Source organism: Sphingobium phenoxybenzoativorans, assembly GCF_018286635.1.
Taxonomy (GTDB): Bacteria; Pseudomonadota; Alphaproteobacteria; order Sphingomonadales; family Sphingomonadaceae; genus Sphingobium; species Sphingobium phenoxybenzoativorans.
In genome coordinates this window covers 4,143,518-4,165,623 of record NZ_CP073910.1, presented here as the reverse complement: position 1 = coordinate 4,165,623, position 22,106 = coordinate 4,143,518, and the positions used below count along the sequence as shown (strand labels likewise).

The following is a 22,106-nucleotide window of genomic DNA, read 5'->3' as shown; positions in this document are numbered from 1 at the left end:
TCGTTTCATGTCGAGAATGTTTGCTTGCCGTATGTTAGCTAGTCGTGCCCCGCTTCATCTGGTGCCCAGATGCTGTGGGAATCGATCTGGATCTTGAGCAGAGCACGATCGGCTTCGGAGCGCGCCTCGATTTCCATTCGGCGCGCGTCATTGGCCTGCCGGCGGGCATAGAGCATATCGGAGAGGTCGATCTGCCCGAGTTGGTAACCGCGCACCGTCCTTTCGGCGGCGTCGCCGGCGCTGCGCGCCGAAGCGTCGGCATTGCGCCAGGCATCGAGCCGGGTGTGCGCGTTGGAAAGGTCGGCATTGGCGGTCGCCTCGATGCTGCGCTGCACGGCCGCGAGTTCCATGCGCGCGGCATTGGCCTCGGCTGACGCCTGATCGGCTGCGGCTCTGCGATAGCCACCGCCGAGCGGGATTAAAGCCACCACGCCCGCGCCGGCTTCCGCGCCGCCGCGCTCGCTGAACAGGCGGACGCCGAAGCTCGGGTCTGCGATGCGATCCGCTCGCACCCGACGCGAAGTCACGTTCAGACGCTGCGCTTCCTTGTCGGCGGCGCGGATCTCGTGACTGCGCTCGATTACCAGGTCGCGCATCGCTTCCAGCCCCTGGGCGGGCAGCATGGGGTCGGCCAGTTCTGGTGGTTCGGAGGGGAGCGGGATTTCCGGAAAGGACGCTGCGAAGGTCACGCGCGCCTGTTCGCGCAGCGAGAGTGACGATGCGGCCTGCGCGCGCGCCTGAGCCAGCGCCGCCTGCGCCTGGTCGAGGTCGAGTTGGGCGGCGTCTCGCAGCGTGACCCGCCGCTTTATGGCGGCGATTGCCTCCTCCAGCCCGCGGACGCTGTCGAGATCGTTGCGATAATGGCTTCCCGCAGTGAGCCAGTCGTGCCAATAGCCGGCCAGCAGCAGCGCGGTTTGATGGCGGACATCCTCCATCTGGTTTTCCGCGACCTCAATGCCGAGCGCACCGGCTTCGCGGTCGAGCGCGGCCTTGCCCGGCAGGCGGAATGGGCGGCTGATTGTCGTATCGAATTCGTCGAACCCGCCTTCGCGATCGACGGTTCGGCGAATGTAGCTGCCGCTCACCGTCACTTCGTGGGGGCCTTTGCGCAGCATATCGCCGCGTGCCCGTGCGGCTTCGACGCGCGCAATTGCGGCGGCGACGCTGGGGTGATTGTCGAGCGCTTCGTTGACCTTGTCGGCAGGCGGCAGATCGGTATGCTGGGCCAGGGCAGGCGCGGCCGTCAGAAGGCCGAGAGCGGCGAGTACGATCCGCATCAGGCGATCCTTCCATGATCGAGCAGGGGCGTCGTGCGCCACCGGACCGGCAGATCGCGCCGCGCGTCTTTTACGGTGCGGAGCAGGTCGGGCACCGCGTCCGCGCTCACGATCAGTTCGAGCGTCGAACGCTTCAATTCGCCCGACACGCGCTCGGCGGTTCCCGCATCGCCAAAATCGCGACCTCGCACAGCTTCCCCGCGGACATGGATTGGCGTGGGGGAGACGGCGCGGATCGCGTCCACGAGAAGCTCGGTATCGCGGGTGGCGCAATGGAGGGTGAACAGCAGGTCAGGCATTAGCGGCCTCCCCGGCGCTTTCCCCGAAGCGCTCGAACAGGATCGGCAGCAGGACCAGCGTCAGCAAAGTGGAGGTAATGAGGCCGCCGATCACCACGATCGCGAGCGGCCGCTGGATCTCGGACCCCGGCCCGCTGGCGAACAGCAGGGGGACGAGGCCGAAGGCCGTGATGCCGGCAGTCATCAGCACCGGTCGCAGCCGACGCTGCGCGCCCAGGCGCACGGTCTCGGCCATACCCACCCCGTCGGCGCGCAACTGGCGGAAATAGGCCACCAGCACCAACCCATTGAGCACGGCGATGCCGAGCAGGGCGATGAACCCCACCGACGCCGGGACCGAGAGATACTCGCCCGACAGCCACAGCGAGATCAGCCCGCCGACCATCGCGAAGGGGATGTTGGAGAGGATCAGCAGCGCGGCGCGCAATGAGCGCAGCGCCGCCAGCAGGACGAGGAAGATCAACACCAGCGCTACGGGCACCACCATCATCAGCCGGGCCGATGCGCGCTGCTGGTTCTCGAACTGACCGCCCCAGACGATGCTGTAGCCTGCCGGTAGCCGTACCTTGGCGGTGACCTGCGCCTTCGCCTCATCGACATAGCCGACCAGATCGCGGCCGGAGACGAAGGCCTGCACCAGCGCGAAGCGCGAGCCGTTCTCGTGATCGAGCTTCACCGGTCCCTGCGTGCGCTCCACCCGCGCCATGTCGCTGACACGCGCCAGCGTGCCATCGGGCGTGCGCAATTGCAGGTCGGCGAAACGGGCCGGATCGCTCCGGATGCCGTCGTCACCGCGAATGACGATCGGAATGCGTTTCTGACCTTCGGCCACGACCCCGGACCGCACGCCCTCGACCTGTCCGCGCAGCGCGTCCTGGAGCTGGTCGACCGGCATCCCGAACCGCCCCGCTGCCGCGCGGTCGATGTCGAGTTGGAGATAGTCCACATTGTCGTTGGCGACCGTCAGGACCTCCGATGAGCCGTGGATGCCGGACAGGATATGCTGGATCCGACCCGCGAGCTCGGCGAGCGTTGCGGTGTCAGGCCCGAAAATCTTGACCGCTAGATCGCCGCGCGCGCCGGTGAGCATCTCCGAGACGCGCATCTCGATCGGCTGGGTGAAACTCGATTGGATACCGGGCAGGCCGTCCAGCGCCTTGCGCATTTCCCCGACGACGAAATCCTTGTCCCCGCGCCATTGCGAGCGCGGCTTCAACTGGACGAAGCTGTCGGTCTCGTTCGGTCCCATCGGATCGAGACCGATCTCGTCGGAGCCGACGCGGGCGATCACGTCCTCCACCTCCGGCACGGTGCGGAGCGCGCGCTGCACCGCCATGTCGCCGGCCACCGATTGGTCCAGGCTGATCGAGGGCAGCTTGGTAAGCTGCACGATCACCGAGCCTTCGTCCATCGTCGGCATGAAGGTCTTCCCGGCCGCGCCATAAGCGAGGCCCGCCAGCACCAGCCCGGTGGCGGAGAGACCATAGACCAGCTTCTTGTGCGCGAACGCCGCGTCGAGCAGCGCCTGGTAGCGTGGGCCGATCTGCCGCATGATCCATGGCTCACCATGATGGCCGCTCCTGAGGCTGAAGGAGGCAAGGACCGGCACCAGCGTCAGGGCGAGCAGCAGGGAGCCCGCGAGCGCGAAGACGATGGTGAGCGCGACGGGCGCGAACAGCTTGCCCTCCAGCCCCTGCAGCGAAAGCAGGGGCAGGAACACGAGCGCGATGATGACGATGCCCGCCGACACCGGCACGATCACCTCGCTGGTTGCGCGGAATACGTGGTTGAGTCGGGGCGTGTCCTCGCCCTGGGCATGGCTCAGGCGCTCGACGACATTCTCGACCACCACCACCGCGCCGTCGACCAGCATCCCGATCGCGATGGCGAGCCCGCCGAGGCTCATGAGGTTCGCGGACAGCCCCATGCCGCGCATGAACAGGAAGGTGATGAGCGCGGCCATCGGCAGGGTCGCCGCGACGATCGTGGCCGCACGCCAGTCGCCGAGGAACAGGATCAGCAGCACGACGACCAGCACGGTCGCTTCCAGCAGCGCCTCCTCGACCGTGCCGACCGCGCGCCCGATCAGATCGGAGCGATCGTAGAAGACATGGATCTGCGTGCCTGCGGGCAAGCTGTGCTGAAGCCCGGCAAGCCGCGTCCGCACGCCATCGACCACCGCCCGCGCATCCGCGCCGCGCAGCGCGATCACCAGGCCCTCCACCGCCTCGGCCTTGCCGCCGCGCGTCACCGCCCCATAGCGGGTGAGGCTGCCGGTGCCGACTGTGGCGACGTCGCCCAGGCGGACGATGCGGCCGTCCCGGCTGGCGATGACCAGCGTTTGCAGATCCTCCACGCTGCGGATCGCGCCCACGGCTCGGACGATCAGCGATTCCTCGCCATCGGTCAGGCGCCCCGCGCCGTCATTGCGATTGCCGCTTTCGATCGCGGTGCGCAGATCGGAGATCGAGAGCTTCGCGCTCGCCAGCGCCACCGGATCAGGCCGGACCTCGAAGGTACGAACATAGCCGCCCAGCGCGTTCACGTCCGCGACGCCGGGCACTGTGCGCAGCGCCGGGCGGATCGTCCAGTCGAGCAGTTCGCGTTTCTGCTGGAGAGACAGCGGCCCTTCGATCGTGAACATGTAGACGTCGGACAGGGGCGTCGAGATCGGCGCGAGACCGCCGGTCACGGCAGCAGGCAGATCGCCCGTCACGCCCGCCAGCCGTTCGGCGACCTGTTGGCGCGCCCAGTAGATGTCGGTGCCGTCGGTAAAGTCGATGGTTATGTCGGCGATGGCATATTTGGCGCTCGAGCGCAGGATCGCCTGGTTGGGAATGCCGAGCATCTCCGTCTCGATCGGCGTGATGACGCGGCTCTCGACCTCCTCCGGCGTCATGCCGGGGGCTTTGAGGATCAGCTTCACCTGGGTCTGCGCGATGTTGGGATAGGCATCGACCGGCAAGTTGACAAAAGCCCAGACCCCGAGCCCGGCCGTGGCGGCGGCAAGGATCAGGACGAGCAGACGATAGGACAGCGCGGTGGCGACAAGCGAACGCAGCATCGGGAGAGCCTATTGCGCGGTGGCGAGCGCCTTGAGCGCGCTCGTACCGGAAACCACCACCTGTTCACCGGGCCTGATCCCGGAGAGCAGCACCGTGCGGCCATCACTGCCGCTGCCGCCGGTCACGGCGCGCACGGCAAAGCCGCCGCGCGCGGTCACGAACACAACCGGCTTGCCGTCGATCATGGTGACCGCCGTATCGGGCACGCTGACCGCGCCCGCCGGCGCCGGGCCGACGATGACGATGCTGGTTGCGCGCCCCGCGACAACACCGGGTCCGGCCGGAATCTCCGCCTTGAGGCCGGCCGAACGGGTCGCGGGATCGATGGCCGTTCCCACCGCGACGATCCGGCCGGTGAGGTTGGGAAGTAGCCGCACGCTCATGCCGGGGCGCACTTGCCCGATCAGCCGTTCGGGCAATTGGCCGACCACTTCATAGCGATCCGTCGCGTCGATCACATAGGGCGCGGTGGTGCCGTCCACCGGATTGCCGGTCTGGATGGAGGCGCTGGTGACGCGACCCGCGATAGGAGCCGTCAGCGTATAGGAGCCGCTGGCGCCATGACCGCCCACCATCGCCAGGATGCGCGACTTTTCCGAAACGTCGGCGCGAGCCTCGGCTGCGATGGCATTGGCTTCGTCAGCGCGCGCGCCTGCGATGATGCCTTCGCGGCTGAGCAGGGAGAGCCGCGCGGCATTGGCCTCGGCTACGCCACGCCGCGCGTTCGCGCGGCTGAGGTCCGCGCCGATCGTCAGCACGTCGCGGCTGGCGATGATCGCCAGCGGCTGGCCCCGCCGCACGCTGTCGCCCTCGACCACGAGAGTCCGCAACACGGTGCCGGGAAAGGTCGCGGCCACCGCCACCCGGGCGTTGGCGGGAGGCTCGATCATCGCGGGGATGGTGGCGAGCGCCGCATCCGCGGCTGCCGTCGCGGGCATAAGGCGGATACCCATCTGCGCGGCGCGGCGCGCATCCACCGCCAGGATCCCATCTGTCGGTTGGGCGTTGCTTGCCGGCGCGGAGTTGCCCGTCTCGACCGGTCGACTGGCGAACCACCACAGGCCTGATAGAATCAAGGCGATCGTCGCGGCGCCCGCAATGAGGGTGTATCGTCTGGACATGCGCTCGGGCTAGGGAGCGTTCCTGACCGAACCCTGACGGGATATGAGGATTGAAGATCAGGTCGCGGGAAAACGCAGCACCAGTTCACGGTCGGCCGGATCGGTCTCAAGCGTGCCGCCATGGGCCGCCATGATCCGGTCGACGATAGCGAGGCCGAGGCCGGCGCCATCCTTGCTCGCATGGTCGGCGCGGCGGTGGCGTTGCACAAGGTCGCGCAACCTTTCGAGCGCCAGCCCAGGGCCCTCGTCCCGCACGCCCAATAGCGCGTGGGGGCCGGCGAAGACCTGGATCGTGCCACCAGCCGGCGTCACGCGCGCGGCATTCTCGATCAGATTGCGCAGCGCTGCCGCAATCGCTTCGCGCCTGCCGTTCACGACCGCAGCCTGACCGCGGGTATCGAACGCGATCAGCTTGCCTTGTGCGATGATCCCCGGCGCCACGGCGCTGACGACCTCGCTCGCCACATCCGCGAGTGACACCTGTTCGGGAGCGGTCTGGGCGGCCTCCGCCGCGTCGATCTGCGCGAGCAGCATGAGTTGGTCGATCAGCCGGCGCATGGCCGCCACGTCTTCCTTGAGGCGCGCGGCGTCGTCATAGTCAAGCCGGTCGAGTTCGAGAGACAGGAGGGCGAGCGGCGTGCGCAACTCGTGCGCGACGTCGGCGGCGAACGCTTCCTGCCGCCGCGCGGCCTGATCGAGCCGCGCCAACAGATCGTTGACCGCATAGACGAAGGGTAGCGCCTCGGCGGGCATTTGCGACGCATCGATGCGGAACCCTCGTTCGTGGCCCTGTGCAGCCTCGATCCGGGCGGCGGCATCTTCCAGCGGTGCGAAGGCCTGGCGGATCACTCGGAGCACCATGATCGCGACGGGAACGAGCAGGACGACAAGCGGCAGAGCGACATGCTCAAGCATTTCCTTGATCGCGCGGATCATCGCCGCGCGTGCATCGAGATGTGTGAAGGTGACACTGTAGAAGAAGGCGACCGCCGCCAGCAGCAGAACGGTGCCCGCCACACCAATCAGGCCCAAACCGCGTTTGAGGCGCCGTGAGATGGAGCGCTGCACGGTCATGCCTTCCCGTCCTTCAGCATATAGCCGACACCCCGAACGGTATGGAGCGCGCCGGCCACGCCCGTGTCTTCGAGCTTGCGGCGCAGACGCGAAATGGCGGCTTCGACCGCATTGGGGGTCACCGGATCGTTGAAGCTGTAGAGCGCGTTCTCGATCACTTCGCGATGGACCACCGTGCCGGCTCGCCGCATCAGCAGTTCCAGAAGGTCCGCCTCGCGGCGCGAAAGGTCGATCTCGCGATCGCCAATGCTGGCAGAGCGGCTTGCCGTGTCGAAACGCAGCATGCCGACTTCGATGACGGGCTGGGTTCGAACGCCAGGCCGGCGCAGCAGGGCGCGGATGCGCGCGGCGAGCTCGTCGATCTCGAAGGGTTTGACGATATAATCGTCTGCGCCGGAATCGAGACCGGTGACGCGATCCTCCAGCGCCCCACGCGCGGTCTGGATGATGGCAGGCGGCATCTGCTGATATTTTCGGCGGCTCGCGAGCCAGTCGATCCCGTCGCCGTCGGGCAGGCCGAGGTCGAGTATGATGGCATCATAGCTCGCGCTGCCCATCGCAGCGTCGGCTTGTGCGAGATCATGGGCAACATCGCACACGAAGCCCCGGCGCTGAAGACCGTCGGCGATCAGTGCCGCCATTCGCTCATTATCTTCGACGATGAGAAGGCGCATGGGTTTAATGTAGACTTTCCACCAGGAACGAAAGGCAAGAAGGATTGAAGCTTTCTACCAGACCATCAACCGATGTTTTCAATCCCTTTCCTCGTGCGAACCGTGATGGGAATGGCGTTGCTGCGGCGCGAAGGCGGTCGGATCCACCATGACAATGGCGATGATTGCCAGAACGATCGCTGCGGCACCAAGTAGAGCCGCAAACAAGCCTGGTCCCCGAGCCTCACGCACATTCGGATAGAGGCTGTTCTTCTTGCGGCCGCTGATCATCGCGCGAACAAGGTTTTCGCCGGTGAGCAGCGACATCAACAGCACGGCGCCGACATGAAGCCCGATCAAAGCAAGCAGGCTGTAGGCGAGGGTTTCATGAAGGTCTTTGTCCATGCCGCCTGCCGCAACGCTGCTGCCGCTCCAGATGACGATTCCGGTCAATCCGATCAGCGCCACGACTGCGATCGCGCCCAGTGGATTATGACCCACGGAACGTCGAGGATGGCCAGCTAGAAGGTCGCGTGCATGGGTGGCGATTGCTGTTGGCCGAATGAAATTCACGAACCGGGCATGCTCGCCTCCGACGAAGCCCCAGATCAGACGGAACGCAAGCAAGGCAGCAGCAGACCATCCTGCGACCATATGCCACGATGCGATCGGACTATCGTCGTCGGAAGAGAGAAACGCGATCGAGATCGCTAGGACCAGCAGCCAATGGAATAGCCGTAGCGGCGTGTCCCAAACCTTGAATGTCCTTGTATATTCAGAATTTGTCATCACGTTCGCCTTTCCAGCTGGAAGGGCTACGGGTGTTCACTGACCGAATCCTGACGATGTGAGCAGCGTGGTTCAAACCACTGTTCCGAACAGCCTCCCGATGCCCGCGGTCGCAGCCAGGGCCAGCGCGCCCCAGAATGTGACCCGTAGGATTGATTTCATGGGGCGGGCGCCCCCGGCCCAGGCGCCAAGCGCGCCCAGCAGTGCGAGAAACAACAGGGTTGCCGCGACCTCGATTGCGACGAGGCTATCATGCGGAACGACGGCGACCAACAACAGGGGCATGAGGGCGCCTGTGCTGAAAGTTGCGGCGGATGTGAGCGCGGCCTGGATAGGGCGGGCGGTCACGACTTCGGAAATGCCGAGTTCGTCGCGGGCATGCGCGGCCAGCGCATCCTTTGCCATTAGTTCGTCGGCTACCTGCCGGGCCAGTTCCTCATTCAGACCGCGTTTGACATAGATGTCCGCCAGTTCCTGATGCTCGAGCACCGGTTGAACGGCGAGTTCACCTCTTTCCCGGGCGAGGTCGGCATTCTCCGTGTCCGCCTGAGAGCTGACCGAGACATATTCGCCGGCGGCCATCGACATGGCGCCTGCCACCAGCGCCGCCATCCCTGCGACCAGGATATTGGCCTTGCCCGCGCCGGAGGCTGCGACGCCGACGATGAGGCTCGCGGTCGAAACGATCCCATCATTGGCTCCCAGCACTGCCGCGCGTAGCCAGCCGATGCGTGACACCGCATGGCGTTCGGGATGGGATCTTAGTCGGCTCATGGTGTCCTTCGTAAAATGCCGTGAAAAAGTTCAACAGTCTTTCCTGACGAAACCCTGACGATGATTGGTAGCCGGCATAGCTCAGCAATCCCTACTTGAATCGGTCTACATTTGTCGCACCACGCTGAAATCGGCACTCGGTGAAGGGGCCGTCACGCTTGAATCCATAGAGATTGGAGAGACCCGGCCTAGTTCATGTGATCATGGCCTCCTGCAGGCGGCTCATGAGAGGCAGCGCCAATTCCAGATCATCCGGTTCGACGGCTGCCTCCAATATGGTTTCGACGTGCATGACGGCTATGTTCACAGCTTTGGCCTTCGCATGACCGCGGGGATCGATTTCGGAATCCGTCTTCTTGCGAAACTTCGGGGTGAAGAGACTGCAAAAATTACGTAACTCGCGATCGAATATGATCCAGCCCCCCGTTCGATACGGGTCGTCCACGTAATGCGAGTCCTGAACTAATCGCGACAGCGCGTGCGATTATGGGTGAGGATGCGGCCTATCAGGCCGCTTTGATCGCTGCGGAACGTCGCGTATGAGTGAGAGGCGCGTTAGAGGGGCTTACAAGCCGCATCAGCTTCCAGCCCAGGAAATAGCGGAACGGGAGCCGAACTGGGCAAGGATAACTTGCACTGCGTCGCTCAATAACTGCGGCAATCCCCATTCGGATAACGGAAACCGAGCGTATATTGCGAGATGAAGTGATACGGCCTTCCGCTCGAACATGATCGCCGTCGCTGGACAATGGAAGCCGTGGACCGAAAGGGAGGTCCACGAAATCGTAGCCCGATCACGGGAAAGGAATTATCTTTCCCGATTGCTGACCCACATGCTTGCCGTTTTTCGCTGGCGGATGATCGAACAAGATTGGCGGCGCCTCCTCTCGCTGCTTGCTCCGTCAAAGTGAGCGGTTTCGCGCGGGCATCGTCCCCAGTCTACCGTTTCGGCGCCTTTGGGCGCTGCGCGCGGATTTCCGCCAGCAGCACGCCAAGATATTTCTCAGCTTCGGCAGCTTCGCTTTCGGGATAGGCGGCCGTCATGCGTCCGCTCCAATAGCCATAGTCGACTGTCGTCAGGCTGGAACGCCATGGTTTGCCGTCGCGATAGCCGGTGAAAGTTCCGCGATAGGCCTTGAGGCGGCGATTGGTTGGGATCGTCGCCGGTCCTTCCGACACGATGGTCGGCGCGGCAAAATGGGACATCGTAGCCTGACGCATGATCATATAGTGGTCGCGTGGCGACATCTGGTCGATATGGACCACCGCCATCCGCACCACGATGCGATCGTCGCCGGTGCCGAGTGGCCGGTCGTAGCCGATGGCGATATACTCGCCGCCCGGATCGAATGCCCGTTCCCTGAGGCGGGTAAAGCCCTCGAATTCCTCCGGGAAGCGCAGGCCGCTGGCCACGTGGACAAGAGTTGTGCCGTCCGGCGCCAACTCAAATCCGTCGGGTACCGCGATTGCCGTGGCGTCGGCCGAAGGCGGCGCAGCGGGCGCGGTTTCAGCCAGTGACGGAGCCGCCGAGGACAGCCCCAGCAGGATGGCGGCGGCAAGGGAAACTGGAACGCGCAATGATCGGGACATCGAAGTCAAATCCTCTGGTGAGTATGTCGTAATTAGGCCGGTCTTCGCAATTATGGCAGGGGGCTGTTTGGAATCAGGCGGTAAGACGCTGCGATGGACGCGAAGTCGGGATTGCGCAACGTCATCGTTCGTTTGTATCCGCTTGGGCATCCTCGCCCGTGAGCACGGTCAGGGATGTGCCTGTACTCCCGCTTTCGAGGGTATCGGCCGTGACGATCAGCGTGCTTCCCGGTTTGAGCACCGACAGCAGGCCCCGTCTGAAGTCCTCGGGAAGGATTAGCCGCTCCCGGTCCTGCCGCGAGACTTCCCCCGTCTGTGCACCGCCAAATACAGGGAGGAACATCCAATGCGTCCCGTGTTCGTCGATGGAGGCGAGGTTGAAGGCCTGAAGGCCGGAGATCTTGCCGCGGATGGCGACAGGCGCCGAATCGATTTCGATGCCGTTTCGCAACACCACGGCGCGCTGGTCCGCCGCGCTGACGATTATGGAGATCGGCCCTGTGAGTGCTTTCTCTGGCTGCCAGACCGTCAAAAAGGCATTCCCGAACGACGAGCGCCGGGCCGTATCCTGCAGGATACGGGGAGCTGGGGCAAAGCGCGGAATCTCGCTTGCCTGCGTGATGATGACCGTCAGGCCAAGCTGCGTGACATCATAGAGGTGCTCGGCGAACGTCAGGGGAAACCGGATGCATCCGTGCGAGGCGGGATAGCCCGGAAGATTGCCGGCGTGCATGGCAATCCCGTCCCAGGTGAGGCGCTGCATGTAGGGCATCGGCGCGTCATTGTAGAGGTTCGATCTGTGCGCGACTTTCTTTTGGAGGATGGTGAAAACCCCGGTCGGCGTTTCGTGGCCGGCTGCGCCGGTGGAAACGGTCGAGATGCCGATCAGGACGCCGTTGCGATAGACATAGGCCCGCTGCCTGGCGAGGCTGACGATGATGACCACCGGACCATCGGGAGCCGCTTCGGGCGCCCACAGGAACTCTCCTGGCCGTAACGCTTCCACGCTCGCCGCGATCGATCCTGGATCAAGCGCCATAGCGCGGATCGGAGCGGCGGTCAGGCAGAGCGCGGCAGTCATGGTGCCGGCAAGAAGCGTTCGGCGCGAGAAGCGTGTCGATGGTGCGTGGGATGCGCCGGCCGTTGCCACGGCAGTGAGCGTCGGGGTTCGCAATATGATGTCTGGTGTTGTGATTTTATCCATCCTCTTCTGATCAGGCCATAATATCGGTCTGCTTCGCGACGGCCAGCGAATCCTTGCCGAAGAACATTTCTGTCCGTCCTGCAAATACACGGCGACACGTTCCTTGGTTGGCGGACCACTGCTGATATGTTGCGTCGATATGACCCCGCGAACGATTCTGTTTCCAACCGATTTTAGCGGTCGCTGCGACCGAGCCCGCGACCGCGCGATACAGCTGGCGAGCGAGTGGCGCGCACATCTGGTTCTTCTCCACGTTCAGAGGGATCCCGATCCCGCAGACATGCTCGACGGACTGCAGGCCGCCGAGAGTCGCCTTCATGCCCGCTTGCGGGCGGAGGTGGCGGACCCGGATATTCCGGTCGAGACACGCCTCGCCACCGGCGCCGTCTCGCAGGCGGTGCTGGAAGCGTCAACCGCATGCGGGGCGGATCTCATCGTGACCGGCATCTCGCGCCATGACGATATCGGGGATTTCCTGATCGGCACGACCGTGGAGCGCATGATACGCCATGCTCATGCGCCGGTGCTTATCGTGAAGGAAAAGACCCAGCACCACTATCGCCGGGTCTTGGTCGCAACCGATTTCTCCGGCTGCTCGGCCCAGGCGCTTCGCACGGCCATGGCCGCATTCCCCGCTGCCGAGATCACTCTCGTTCACGCCTATCACGTGCCGCTGGAGGCACTTCGGGGCCGGGAAGGGCCGGCAGCTGCGCTGCAGGCCAGGATAGCCTATGATCTGGATGCCTTTCTGGACAGGACCGATCTGCCCGCCGACGCACGCGACAGGCTGGATATCAATGTCGACTATGGCGAGGTTTGCGAGGTTGTCCGCAATCATGTGAAGCTGAGCGAAACCGACCTGGCCGTGATCGGAACGCACGGTCGATCGGCCCTGACGGTGGCGGTGCTCGGCAGCACGGCGCGGGCGCTGCTCAGCCGTCTCGATTGCGATGTCCTGCTCGTGCGCCAGCAGCCGCAGGCGGATGCTGCCGTCTGATCCGGATCGTCATCCTTGCCTGCCTGGGCTTCGTCGCGGCGTCGATGCTCGCGACTTGGGTCTACGGCCTGTTCGCCAGTCGCGCGCAGGGGGAGCCTTCCTACGCACTGTCGATCGAACGCGGCCGGACGCCGCTCGATCAGCGTATCGGCGCCACGACGGATGCGCACCCCGGTGAGAGCGGCCTGCTTTTGCTGGACGAGAATCTCGACGCCTTCGCGGCACGTGGATTGTCGGCGCGCAAGGTCGAGCGCTCGCTCGATCTGATGTATTACATCTGGCACGACGATCTGACCGGCCGCCTTCTTCTGGCCGAGGCCCTGTCCGCGGCCGATCGCGGCGTCAGGGTGCGGATCCTGATCGACGACATCGGCACCAGCCATACATCTGATGCGATGATCGCCATGGCGCATCATCCGCATATCGAGATCCGTATCTTCAACCCGACCCGGGCGCGGCAGGGCGGCTTGCGGCGCGGCATCGAAATGATGCTGCGCGCCTTCAGCGTGACCCGGCGCATGCACAACAAGGCCTGGATCGCTGATGGCCGCGTTGCCATCCTTGGCGGGCGCAATATCGGCGACGCCTATTTCGATGCCGCGACGCAAACCAATTTCCGCGACATGGACGTGCTGGTGATGGGGCCAGCCGTCGCCCAGACGGAGAAGATCTTCGACGATTACTGGAACAGCGGCCTGGCGTTGCCGGTCGATAGGCTTTCGCCCTTGAAAGATCCTGGCGCGGCGCTGACGCGGATCGCCGCCGAATTGAGCAACGCTGCCAATGAGGCTGCCGCGCGCCCCTATCTGGAGCGCATCGCCAAACGGCTCTCGCTTCTCGATCCCGAGACCACGCGGCCCGACTGGACTCGCGCCGCCCGCGTGATCGCCGATCCGCCGCGCAAGGTGCTGGGCAAGGAGGGCAAGAACTGGCTGATGCACGACCTGCTGCCGGTCTTCGATGCGGCGCGGGAAAGGCTTGAAATCACTTCGCCCTATTTCATCCCCGGCGAGGAAGGCACGGCGGCGCTCGCCGCGATTGCGGCAAAGGGGGTTTCGGTCTCGGTCCTGACCAATTCTCTTGCGGCAACCGATGTCGCCGCGGTCCATGGCGGTTATGCGCGCTACCGTGTTCCGCTGCTCGAGGCAGGGATCAAGCTCTGGGAATTGCGCCCCGAGCATCAGGAGCGGGACTTTTCCCTGCGAGGATCGAGCCGGGCAAGCCTGCACACCAAGGCTTTCACTGCCGACGGGCATATGGGGTTCATCGGCTCGATGAACCTGGATCCTCGTTCGGCTTCCCTCAACACGGAAATGGGCGTCCTCTTCGAGTCCGAGGCCCTGGCCCGGAAGATGGCTGCCATCTGGCAGCGCGATACCGCGCCCTCCCGCAGCTATGAGGTCTGTCTGACGTCGGATGGCGACGTGGCATGGGCCGGGAGCCGGAACGGCGTGCCCGTCCGATACGACCGGGAACCGGAAGCCTCGTTCTGGCGCAGACTAACCGCACAGGCCATTGGCCTTCTGCCGCTGGAATCGCAGCTTTGACCCAAGCAGGCTTTCGGCGCCGTCTTCAATTTTGCGTGTTGCCGACGAATGGACCGTCTGCGACGGGGACCTGTTTCCTTGAGATCATGCGCTTGAGCGCGGATCGTTGTCGGAGCGCAGAAATCTGCTCCAGTCGATCTGGGCGAGCGCAGCAAGCAGGATGATCATGCCGATCTGCATCGCGATGCCCCACGGACTGGTGAGGCGCTCGGTAAAGACGTCACCCAGGCTCGATTTGCGGATCACGCCTGCTGTCGCGGCATAGATCGAATAGGAGACGAGACGCCCGACGAAAAACGCTGCTGTGAACTTCCCCAGCCTGATACCCGCAAGGCCGGCCGCTTCGAACAGTTGCGCCGAGGGAAGCGGAGAGAGCGCGAACAACGCGAGCCCGAAAATCGCGCTTTTCGGTCGGTCCTCGACGACTTTTTTCGCTGCTTCGAGGTTGCGCTTTTGTTTCGCGGGCAAATAGTCCTTGAGAAATCGAAAGCCCCAGGCAAGCAGCAAACGTCCAAGAGCGGCCGCGAGCGCGCCAATGAACACGATCAAGGCGACAGGCAGATCGGTCGTCAGGCCATAGAGAACGATGATCGACCATGTCGGGGGACCGAACGCGGGCAACAGGTTGATACCAAGGACGATCAGGAAGAGAATCAGGCACGCGGTCATTTCGCCTTCGGCGTTATCGCATTTGCGCAGGGTCAGCGAGCCGGATGGGAGAGGTGTCTTTCAGCCTGTCAATCCATGCGTCTACTTCTCGACGCGCGTCCAGATCTGCGACCGGCACCCGATGCGCCCGACGAGGCAGCCGTTCGCCTCGAGCCTGTTGCTGTCGAGTACCGTGACGCGCCCGGTGAAGGTCCGGCCGATATCGGGCACGAAAACGCGGCCGCGCCACACGCCGGGCTGCTCCTGCTCGAAATCACGAAACAGCTGTGCGCCCACCAGAGGATCCGGGCTGCCCTTGCGCGCATCGGCTTTCGCCTTGTCGTTAGCCCAGACGACGACACCGCACATCCTGTCGTCGCACGGTTGCGCGCGGATATGCACACTGTTTGCAGGGTTGCGCCAGATAGTCCCGGAAATGCTCGATGCCGGAGCATTTCCGACCGTTGCCGCCAGGATGAGCAAGACCGAAAGCGGTTTGTATCCTCCGATCATCCTGGCGTTTCCTTTGTTGTTCGGGGCAGGGCACCCTTGCCGCACTAAGTCTATAGCTTACCGATGCGGCGCAGACCCATGGCGAGGATGATGAGGAAGGTTCCTCGCAGCAGGAAGCTCAGGCCGACCGCCAATGCCAGGAAGGCAAGTCCGGTCGCGGGATCGCTGAACAGGAGGAGACCGCCCAGAACAGTGTCGAGAACGCCGAGTAGCAGGCGCCAGCCCCGGTCATGCGCAGACTGGAATGCGCCGACGATTTCGAAAACGCCGATGATGAGCAACCAGGCGCCGATCAGCGCGACGAGCGTCAAGGCCCCGGCGAAGGGATTGAAGAAAGTGATGGCGGCCGCGACGAGGCTCAGCACGCCGAGGAGGATCTCGATCCAGCGTGCGCGCCGGGAGAGCGAGGACAACCCGGCCGCGATAGCCAGTATTCCGTATATGAGGAGCGCCACGGCAAGGAAAACACCTGTCGCGAAGCCCGTCGCGATTGGGTTGAGGAGCGCAAAAACGCCGATCAGGATCACGAGCAGCCCATAAGCCAGGACCCAGCCCCAACTGGTCTCCAATGCCGGGTCGGCCATACCATAGGGGCTGGAATAGCGCCTCGATTGTGACGGCATGTGAAGGGCTCCTTCTTGGTGACTCGGAACTTTTGCTGTGAGCGTGTCGACTATTGCCAGAGTGCAACCTCAAGTCGAGCAGGAAGCGCTGATGTCGCAGGAGGCGTCGCTCAAGTGCGTGATGTGCATGAAGGCGGGTTTCAACGCACCAGTGCCACGCCCAGACGAAAACGGGTCGTATGGCGATCATAGTCGAGCAGATTCTCGCCATAGCCGATGAAGCTCTGGCCGAAGAGATAGAAGTCGGGTCCCCCGCCCAATAGCCGCGAGAGCGGATAGGAAAAATCGGCGGCGAGTGCGCCTTTGCCGCTGGAGACGCTGAACCGCGTGGATGTCGTAAGGCGTAGGCCGTCATCTTTCCCGACTTCCAGGAAGAGCGAGCTATTGCCTCTGTAGCGGCGGATATCGGGATTGTCGGATTTGTCGCCGACAAGGAGGGAGAAGCGCGGAGCTACCGACAGGCGATAGCCGCCGCCGAGCGGGAAGGCGGCCATCGGCGCCACATAGAGCGTGTTGAGGCTGCGGGAATCGAGACCGGAGCGACCGTTGGATTCATGGCGAAAGCCGCCCTGTGCGCTCAGCGAGATGCCGCGTGTCAACGTAGCTGAAGGGGTCAGGTAGAAGAGTTCCGGCTGATAGTCGATGTTACGAAACGGCGAGGAATCCGCGCCAAGATCCCAGAACATGCGCTGGGTATAGGCAAAATGCAGTCCGTCGCGCCAGGAAAGTGGCAAGCCCTGGGCGCGTCTCGTTCCGAAAATCTGATATTTGAAGCTGATCTGGATGCGTGCGGCGCTGTCGGTGCCCGGACCATAGACAGCATAGATCGGTTCATAGGCCGACAGGTTGGCGAAAAAGGCGTTGCCCGCCGACCGGTCCGAGGGAGGCGGCACAGCCTTGTTTTCCAACCCCGGCGCGTTGGGAGGCCCGGATTGCGCGGAGGTGTTCGTGGCTATTTGCGCCCCTCGGTCCGCGGGCCGCAATGCCAGCGTGATCTGCCGCGTGCCCCATGCGGGAACGGAGATCGCGGCGCCTTCCAGCGACAGATTGGTCCTCCGCGCAAGCCGGTAGGTCGCGCGCGTGAAACCGCCAGGTGGAATGATCGGGTTTGGAGGCGTCGTCGCCATGCGCTCCAGCCAGGCGGTGCGAGAGACGCCGCTCTGCTCCACCTGCGCTTCGATGCGGTCCGGAAGGGCCATGCCCTGCGGATCGCCGCTGTCATTGAGCAGGCGCAGATCGACTAGGACAGCGCCGGTTTCGTCCTCCTGCCCGGCATCGCTGATCAGGATTTCGACGGGCGATGCGGCATGAGCCGCGGCAGGGACGGCAAGCGCGATGGTGGCAAGGCTTATCGCGCGCCTCATGATGGATTCTCCCCCAGCACGTGCAAGGTGTGGAGCGCGATCATCCGTTCCTCGTCGGTGGGAATGACGCGCACCGCGACATGGCTGCCGGGCGTGCTGACAAGCGGGGCGCCGGCAGCGTTCGCCTGTTCGTCGAGTTCCACGCCCAGCCATGCGAGGCGTGCGCAGATACGCTGGCGCATCGCGGCGTCGTTCTCTCCGATCCCGGCGGTGAAGACGATGCCGTCCAGCCCGCCCATCGACGAGGCGAGCGCGGCCGTCTCGCGCGCGGCGCGCCAGGCGAACAGCGCCATGGCTTCTTCCGCTTCCGGCGCATCGCTGGCCGCGAGCGCCCGCATGTCGCTCGACAGGCCGGACACGCCGAGCAGGCCGGACTGCCGGTAAAGCATGTCCTCCACATCGGCCGCGCTCATGCCCATGCGGAGCTGAAAGTGCAGGATCACGCCGGGATCGATAGTGCCGCAGCGCGTGCCCATCACCAGGCCGTCGAGCGCAGTGAAGCCCATGGTCGTATCGACGCTCCTGCAGTCCCGCATGGCGCAGAGGCTGGCCCCGTTGCCCAGGTGCGCCGCGACCACGCGGCCCGCGGCCAGCGCCGGGTCGATCTCCGCGAGACGCATTGCGACATATTCATAGGACAGGCCGTGAAAGCCGTAGCGGCGGATGCCCTGATCGTGGAACTTGCGCGGGATGGCCAGGCGCGAGGCGACGTCCGGCTTGTCGTGGTGGAAGGCCGTATCGAAGCAGGCGACCTGCGGCAGGTCGGGTTTCAGCTTCGCGATCGCGCGGATCGCCGCGAGGTTGTGCGGCTGATGCAGCGGGGCGAGGGGGCACAGCGTTTCCAGCCTGTCCAGCAGGTCGGCATCGACCAGGCGGGGCGTGACGAAGTCCAGGCCGCCATGCACCACGCGATGGCCGATGGCGATCACGTCCCGCCCTTCCAGCGGATGGTCTCCTGCCCAGGCGAAGAGGTCCATAAGCAGGTCGGCATGGCTGAGCGCGGCGCCGTCCGGCCAGTCCCGCTCGATGAGCGTTTCCCCCGTCGCGGAGCGGGCCCGCAGGCTGGGCGCGATGCCGATCTTCTCGATCTTGCCGCCTGCCGAGAGCGTCAGCCCGTCCCGGCCATCGAGCGTGAACAGCGAGAACTTGATGCTGGACGAACCGGAGTTGATGGCGACGACGGCTTTCATGCGCTCGCCGCTCCCGGCAGGCCGGGCGCGGCCTTGGTGGCGGCGCGCGCCATCAGCACCGCGACCGCGCAGGAGGCGAGGCGGGTGCGCAGGCTGTCGGCCCGGCTGGTGAGGATGATCGGCACGCGCGCGCCCATCACGATGCCCGCCGCGTCCGCGCCGCCCAGGAACGTCAACTGCTTGGCCAGCATATTGCCCGCTTCCAGGTTGGGCACGACGAGGATTTCGGCCTTGCCCGCCACCAGCGAGACGATGCCTTTCTCCTTGGCGGCGGCTTCGCTGATCGCGTTGTCGAAAGCCAGGGGCCCGTCCAGAATGCCGCCCGTGATCTGCCCGCGATCCGCCATCTTGCACAGGGCGGCAGCGTCCAGCGTGGATTGCATCGCGGGATTGACCGTCTCCACGGCGGAAAGGATCGCCACTTTCGGCTTCTCGATGCCGATGACATGGGCAAGGTCGATGGCGTTGCGGATGATGTCCGCCTTTTCATCGAGCGTCGGGGCGATGTTGATCGCGGCATCCGTGATGATGAGCGGCGTCGGATGGCCCGGCACGTCCATGATATAGGCATGGCTGATCCGCCGTTCGGTCCGCAGGCCCGTGGCGGAGCGCACGATGGCGCCCATCAGTTCGTCGGTATGGAGCGAGCCTTTCATCAACAGCTTCGCTTCGCCGCCGCGCACCAGGTCCACGGCCTTTGCCGCCGCTTCGTGGCTATGGGCGGCGGATACGATGCGGAAAGGCGAAATGTCCTTGCCGGCGTCTTCGGCCGCCTTGCGGATCTTCGCTTCCGGCCCGACCAGGATCGGCATGATGAGATTGGCTTCGGCGGCTTCAATCGCGGCCAGCATGGCGGCCGCGCTGCAGGGATGAGCCACCGCCGTCGGTTCCGGCACGCCATTGGCGGTCATCTCGATCAGCTTGCGGTAGCCGTCATGGTCGCGCAGGCTGACCTCCGGCAGCGCCGCACGGGGGCGGCGGACCTTCTCGGCCGGCGCCTTGACTTCGGCCTGGCCGCTGATGACTTCCTCGCCGTCCTGGTTGACGCAGCGGCAATCGAACAGGATATCATGGTGCGCGCGTTTTTCCGCCACCGTCACCGACGCCGTGATCGTGTCGCCAAGGCCTACCGGCCGCGTGAACTGCAGCGACTGGCTGAGATAGATCGCGCCGGGGCCGGGCAGTTCGGTGCCCAGCACGGCGGAGATGAGACCGCCGCCCCATAGTCCGTGCGCGATGACGCGGCGGAACATGTCGGTCGCGGCATAGTCGGCGTCCATATGCGCCGGGTTCACGTCGCCGGACACGAGCGCGAAAAGCTGGATGTCCTCTTCGGTCAGCGTGCGCGAGATACTGGCGGTATCGCCCACTTTTATCTCGTCGAAGGTGCGGTTCTCGATCATGGTTCCGTCAGTCATTGCTCAATGCTCCAGCACATAATGGCCGGGAGCATCGGCGATCGCCGCATAGCCCTTGTCCGCTGCGCCCATGGGCGGCGGCGCACCAGGTTCTCCCGAACGCGCGGCCAGCCATTCTCCCCACGCCGTCCACCATGAGCCTTGCTTTTGCTCGGCGCGGCTTGCCCATTCTTCGGGATCGTAGGAGGTGCCGTCGACCTCGCGGGTCAACACGCGGTAGCGGCGGCCCTTGTGGCCCGGTTCCGAAACGATGCCGGCATTGTGCCCGCCGCTGGTCAGGACGAAAGTGATCTCGGCCCCGGTCAGCAGGTGGATCTTGTGGACGGAATGCCACGGCGCGACATGATCGCGCTCGGTTCCGACCACGAACAGCGGTTTGCGGATGGAGGCAAGGTTGATGGTTCGCCCATCCACCCGGTATTTTCCTTCGGCCAGGTCGTCGTCGAGGAACAGGCGGCGCAGATACTGGCTGTGCATGGCATAGGGCATCCGTGTGCCGTCGGCGTTCCAGGCCATGAGGTCGTTCATCGGTTCGCGCTCGCCCATCAGGTAGGTGGCGAGCACACGCGACCAGACCAGGTCGTTGGAACGCAAGACCTGGAAGGCGCCGCCCATCTGGCTGCTGTCCAGATAGCCCCGGCTCCACATCATGTTCTCCAGCAGGTTGAGCTGGCCTTCGTCGATAAACAGGCCCAATTCCCCCGGCTCGCTGAATTCCGTCTGTGCGGCCAGCAGTGTGACGCTGGCGAGCCTGTCATCTCCGTCGCGCGCCATGGCCGCGGCCGCGATGGAAAGCAGCGTGCCGCCAAGGCAATAGCCCATGGCATGGATGCCCGTCGCGCCGGTGATCGCCGTCACCGCATCGAGCGCCGCCATCGGTCCGAGGTGCCGGTAGGCGTCCATGTCGAGGTCACGGTCGGCACTGCCGGGATTGTGCCACGAAATCATGAACACGGTGAAGCCTTGCGCCGTCAGCCAGCGGACCAGCGAGTTCTCGGGCGACAGGTCGAGAATATAGTATTTCATGATCCACGCGGGCACGATCAGGATTGGCTCGGGCCGCACGGTGTCCGTGGTCGGTTCATACTGGATCAGTTCGATCAGCTTGTTGCGGTAGACGACCTTGCCTTTGGCAGTGGCGACGTTTTCGCCCACGCGAAAGGCTTCGGCGCCGACCGGCGGCAGGCCGCGCGCCATGTGCTGCATGTCCTCGACCAGGTGCCGGAAGCCGTCGACCAGGCATTGGCCACCTGTTTCCGCGATCTTGTGTTGGAGAACGGGATTGGTGGCGAGAAAGTTGGTCGGCGCGAGCATGTCCAGCATCTGCCGTGCGGCGAATTCCACCATGTCTTCATGATGTTTCGAGACACCGCCAATGCCTGTCGTCGCGGCGTGCCACCATTGCTGGTTGAGCAGGAAGGCCTGAGCGACGAGATTGAAAGGTAATTCTTTCCAGGCGGGATCGGCGAAGCGCCGGTCCTGCGGCAATGGTTCGATGGCCGGTTCGGCCTCGCTGTCTTCCATGCGGCGCTGCAGATAGTCGAAAAGCCGGGCATGCTTGCGGATGGCCTTGGCGCCAAGCTGCATTTGTTTGCCCGGCGACGTGGCGAGATGAATCCCCCAATCGGCCATGGCAAGCAGGAGCGTGGCCGGCGAAAGGCCGAAAGTCGTCTGCGCGATGGCCGCCGATGCCGTGCGGTCGAGCGTTTCGCTGATTCCGTCCAGCGGATCGTCGGAAGGCGGAGGGGACGTGGCCATGACTATATACTCCGAGTTCCGCTGGAAGGTGCCTCGTCTCTCCGACAGGATTCCACAGCAGATGTTTGGGCCGCCCCTCCCGGTTCTTCTTATGCCGAACGGTACTGCATAGGTAAGATAGAATGCAAGCCGCACGGAGCTTGGTTGCGACCGGACGGCTGTCTGACGGCCAGTCGCAACCGCGGGCGCGGGGATATTCGGC

21 protein-coding genes and 1 pseudogene are annotated in these 22,106 nt (G+C 64.5%); 3 read left to right on the top strand and 19 right to left on the bottom strand.

Annotated elements, in window-relative coordinates; genetic code table 11:
- Positions 1-38: 38 nt before the first annotated feature.
- The 9 genes from KFK14_RS20705 to KFK14_RS20665 all read right to left on the bottom strand — a co-directional run bounded on the left by KFK14_RS20705 (position 39) and on the right by KFK14_RS20665 (position 9,497).
- A complete protein-coding gene (locus KFK14_RS20705) occupies positions 39-1,277 on the bottom strand; it encodes a TolC family protein (protein WP_021246259.1) in 1,239 nt (412 codons plus the stop codon).
- The gene (locus KFK14_RS20700) at positions 1,277-1,576 is read right to left on the bottom strand and encodes a DUF3240 family protein (protein WP_021246260.1); all 300 of its coding nucleotides are present in this window, start codon (positions 1,574-1,576) and stop codon (positions 1,277-1,279) included. The genes KFK14_RS20705 and KFK14_RS20700 overlap by 1 nt, the downstream gene beginning before the upstream one ends.
- Entirely contained in the window at positions 1,569-4,640 is a 3,072-nt protein-coding gene (locus KFK14_RS20695; RefSeq protein ID WP_030538175.1) for an efflux RND transporter permease subunit, read from the bottom strand. The genes KFK14_RS20700 and KFK14_RS20695 overlap by 8 nt, the downstream gene beginning before the upstream one ends.
- A 9-nt stretch (positions 4,641-4,649) precedes the next feature.
- Complete coding sequence (locus KFK14_RS20690; RefSeq protein ID WP_030093018.1) at positions 4,650-5,762, bottom strand: efflux RND transporter periplasmic adaptor subunit; 1,113 nt, start codon at positions 5,760-5,762, stop codon at positions 4,650-4,652.
- A 57-nt stretch (positions 5,763-5,819) separates the two neighbouring features.
- Complete coding sequence (locus KFK14_RS20685; protein ID WP_021246263.1) at positions 5,820-6,836, bottom strand: sensor histidine kinase; 1,017 nt, start codon at positions 6,834-6,836, stop codon at positions 5,820-5,822.
- The gene (locus KFK14_RS20680; protein ID WP_021246264.1) at positions 6,833-7,510 is read right to left on the bottom strand and encodes a response regulator; all 678 of its coding nucleotides are present in this window, start codon (positions 7,508-7,510) and stop codon (positions 6,833-6,835) included. Before KFK14_RS20680 ends, KFK14_RS20685 begins: the two co-directional genes overlap by 4 nt.
- A gap of 78 nt (positions 7,511-7,588) precedes the next feature.
- Complete coding sequence (locus KFK14_RS20675; protein WP_030538173.1) at positions 7,589-8,278, bottom strand: cytochrome b/b6 domain-containing protein; 690 nt, start codon at positions 8,276-8,278, stop codon at positions 7,589-7,591.
- 72 nt (positions 8,279-8,350) lie between these two features.
- Positions 8,351-9,052 carry a VIT1/CCC1 transporter family protein gene (locus KFK14_RS20670; RefSeq protein ID WP_030538172.1) on the bottom strand — a complete coding sequence of 234 codons (702 nt, stop codon included), beginning with the start codon at positions 9,050-9,052 and terminating at the stop codon, positions 8,351-8,353.
- 193 nt (positions 9,053-9,245) lie between these two features.
- On the bottom strand, positions 9,246-9,497 hold the full coding sequence (locus KFK14_RS20665) for a hypothetical protein (protein WP_021246267.1): 252 nt from the start codon (positions 9,495-9,497) through the stop codon (positions 9,246-9,248).
- Between the two features lie 280 nt (positions 9,498-9,777).
- On the opposite strand from KFK14_RS20665, the pseudogene KFK14_RS24395 reads away from it, so the two are divergent.
- Positions 9,778-9,963 (top strand): annotated as a pseudogene (locus tag KFK14_RS24395) (DUF7079 family protein); the annotation flags it as partial.
- 28 nt (positions 9,964-9,991) lie between these two features.
- Here the strand turns inward: KFK14_RS24395 and KFK14_RS20660 are convergent.
- The 3 genes from KFK14_RS20660 to KFK14_RS20650 form a co-directional block, all read right to left on the bottom strand.
- Positions 9,992-10,642 (bottom strand): hypothetical protein, encoded by a 651-nt coding sequence (locus KFK14_RS20660; RefSeq protein WP_051749579.1) that lies wholly within the window; start codon positions 10,640-10,642, stop codon positions 9,992-9,994.
- A 121-nt stretch (positions 10,643-10,763) separates the two neighbouring features.
- Positions 10,764-11,816, bottom strand: coding sequence for a L,D-transpeptidase (locus KFK14_RS20655; RefSeq protein WP_246524721.1), 1,053 nt, complete (start codon positions 11,814-11,816; stop codon positions 10,764-10,766).
- A 40-nt stretch (positions 11,817-11,856) separates the two neighbouring features.
- Entirely contained in the window at positions 11,857-12,099 is a 243-nt protein-coding gene (locus tag KFK14_RS20650; protein WP_162180676.1) for a hypothetical protein, read from the bottom strand.
- On the opposite strand from KFK14_RS20650, the gene KFK14_RS20645 reads away from it, so the two are divergent.
- Together KFK14_RS20645 and KFK14_RS20640 are read left to right on the top strand one after the other, a co-directional pair.
- On the top strand, positions 11,986-12,843 hold the full coding sequence (locus KFK14_RS20645; protein ID WP_021690797.1) for a universal stress protein: 858 nt from the start codon (positions 11,986-11,988) through the stop codon (positions 12,841-12,843). The genes KFK14_RS20650 and KFK14_RS20645 overlap by 114 nt on opposite strands.
- A gap of 44 nt (positions 12,844-12,887) precedes the next feature.
- The gene (locus KFK14_RS20640) at positions 12,888-14,390 is read left to right on the top strand and encodes a phospholipase D family protein (protein ID WP_051743722.1); all 1,503 of its coding nucleotides are present in this window, start codon (positions 12,888-12,890) and stop codon (positions 14,388-14,390) included.
- 84 nt (positions 14,391-14,474) lie between these two features.
- On the opposite strand, the gene KFK14_RS20635 is transcribed toward KFK14_RS20640, so the two are convergent.
- The 7 genes from KFK14_RS20635 to KFK14_RS20605 all read right to left on the bottom strand — a co-directional run bounded on the left by KFK14_RS20635 (position 14,475) and on the right by KFK14_RS20605 (position 21,904).
- Positions 14,475-14,933 carry a hypothetical protein gene (locus tag KFK14_RS20635; protein ID WP_246525072.1) on the bottom strand — a complete coding sequence of 153 codons (459 nt, stop codon included), beginning with the start codon at positions 14,931-14,933 and terminating at the stop codon, positions 14,475-14,477.
- A gap of 207 nt (positions 14,934-15,140) precedes the next feature.
- Entirely contained in the window at positions 15,141-15,551 is a 411-nt protein-coding gene (locus KFK14_RS20630; RefSeq protein WP_021246273.1) for a DUF2147 domain-containing protein, read from the bottom strand.
- A 50-nt stretch (positions 15,552-15,601) separates the two neighbouring features.
- Complete coding sequence (locus KFK14_RS20625; protein WP_021246274.1) at positions 15,602-16,174, bottom strand: HdeD family acid-resistance protein; 573 nt, start codon at positions 16,172-16,174, stop codon at positions 15,602-15,604.
- Between the two features lie 140 nt (positions 16,175-16,314).
- Positions 16,315-17,538, bottom strand: a complete 1,224-nt coding sequence (locus tag KFK14_RS20620; RefSeq protein ID WP_030090399.1) for a phospholipase A — start codon at positions 17,536-17,538, stop codon at positions 16,315-16,317.
- A complete protein-coding gene (locus tag KFK14_RS20615; RefSeq protein ID WP_030090400.1) occupies positions 17,535-18,728 on the bottom strand; it encodes an acetate/propionate family kinase in 1,194 nt (397 codons plus the stop codon). Before KFK14_RS20615 ends, KFK14_RS20620 begins: the two co-directional genes overlap by 4 nt.
- Positions 18,725-20,146, bottom strand: a complete 1,422-nt coding sequence (locus tag KFK14_RS20610) for a bifunctional enoyl-CoA hydratase/phosphate acetyltransferase (RefSeq protein WP_030090401.1) — start codon at positions 20,144-20,146, stop codon at positions 18,725-18,727. Before KFK14_RS20610 ends, KFK14_RS20615 begins: the two co-directional genes overlap by 4 nt.
- Positions 20,147-20,149: 3 nt before the next feature.
- A complete protein-coding gene (locus KFK14_RS20605; RefSeq protein WP_030090402.1) occupies positions 20,150-21,904 on the bottom strand; it encodes a PHA/PHB synthase family protein in 1,755 nt (584 codons plus the stop codon).
- Positions 21,905-22,106 lie beyond the last annotated feature (202 nt).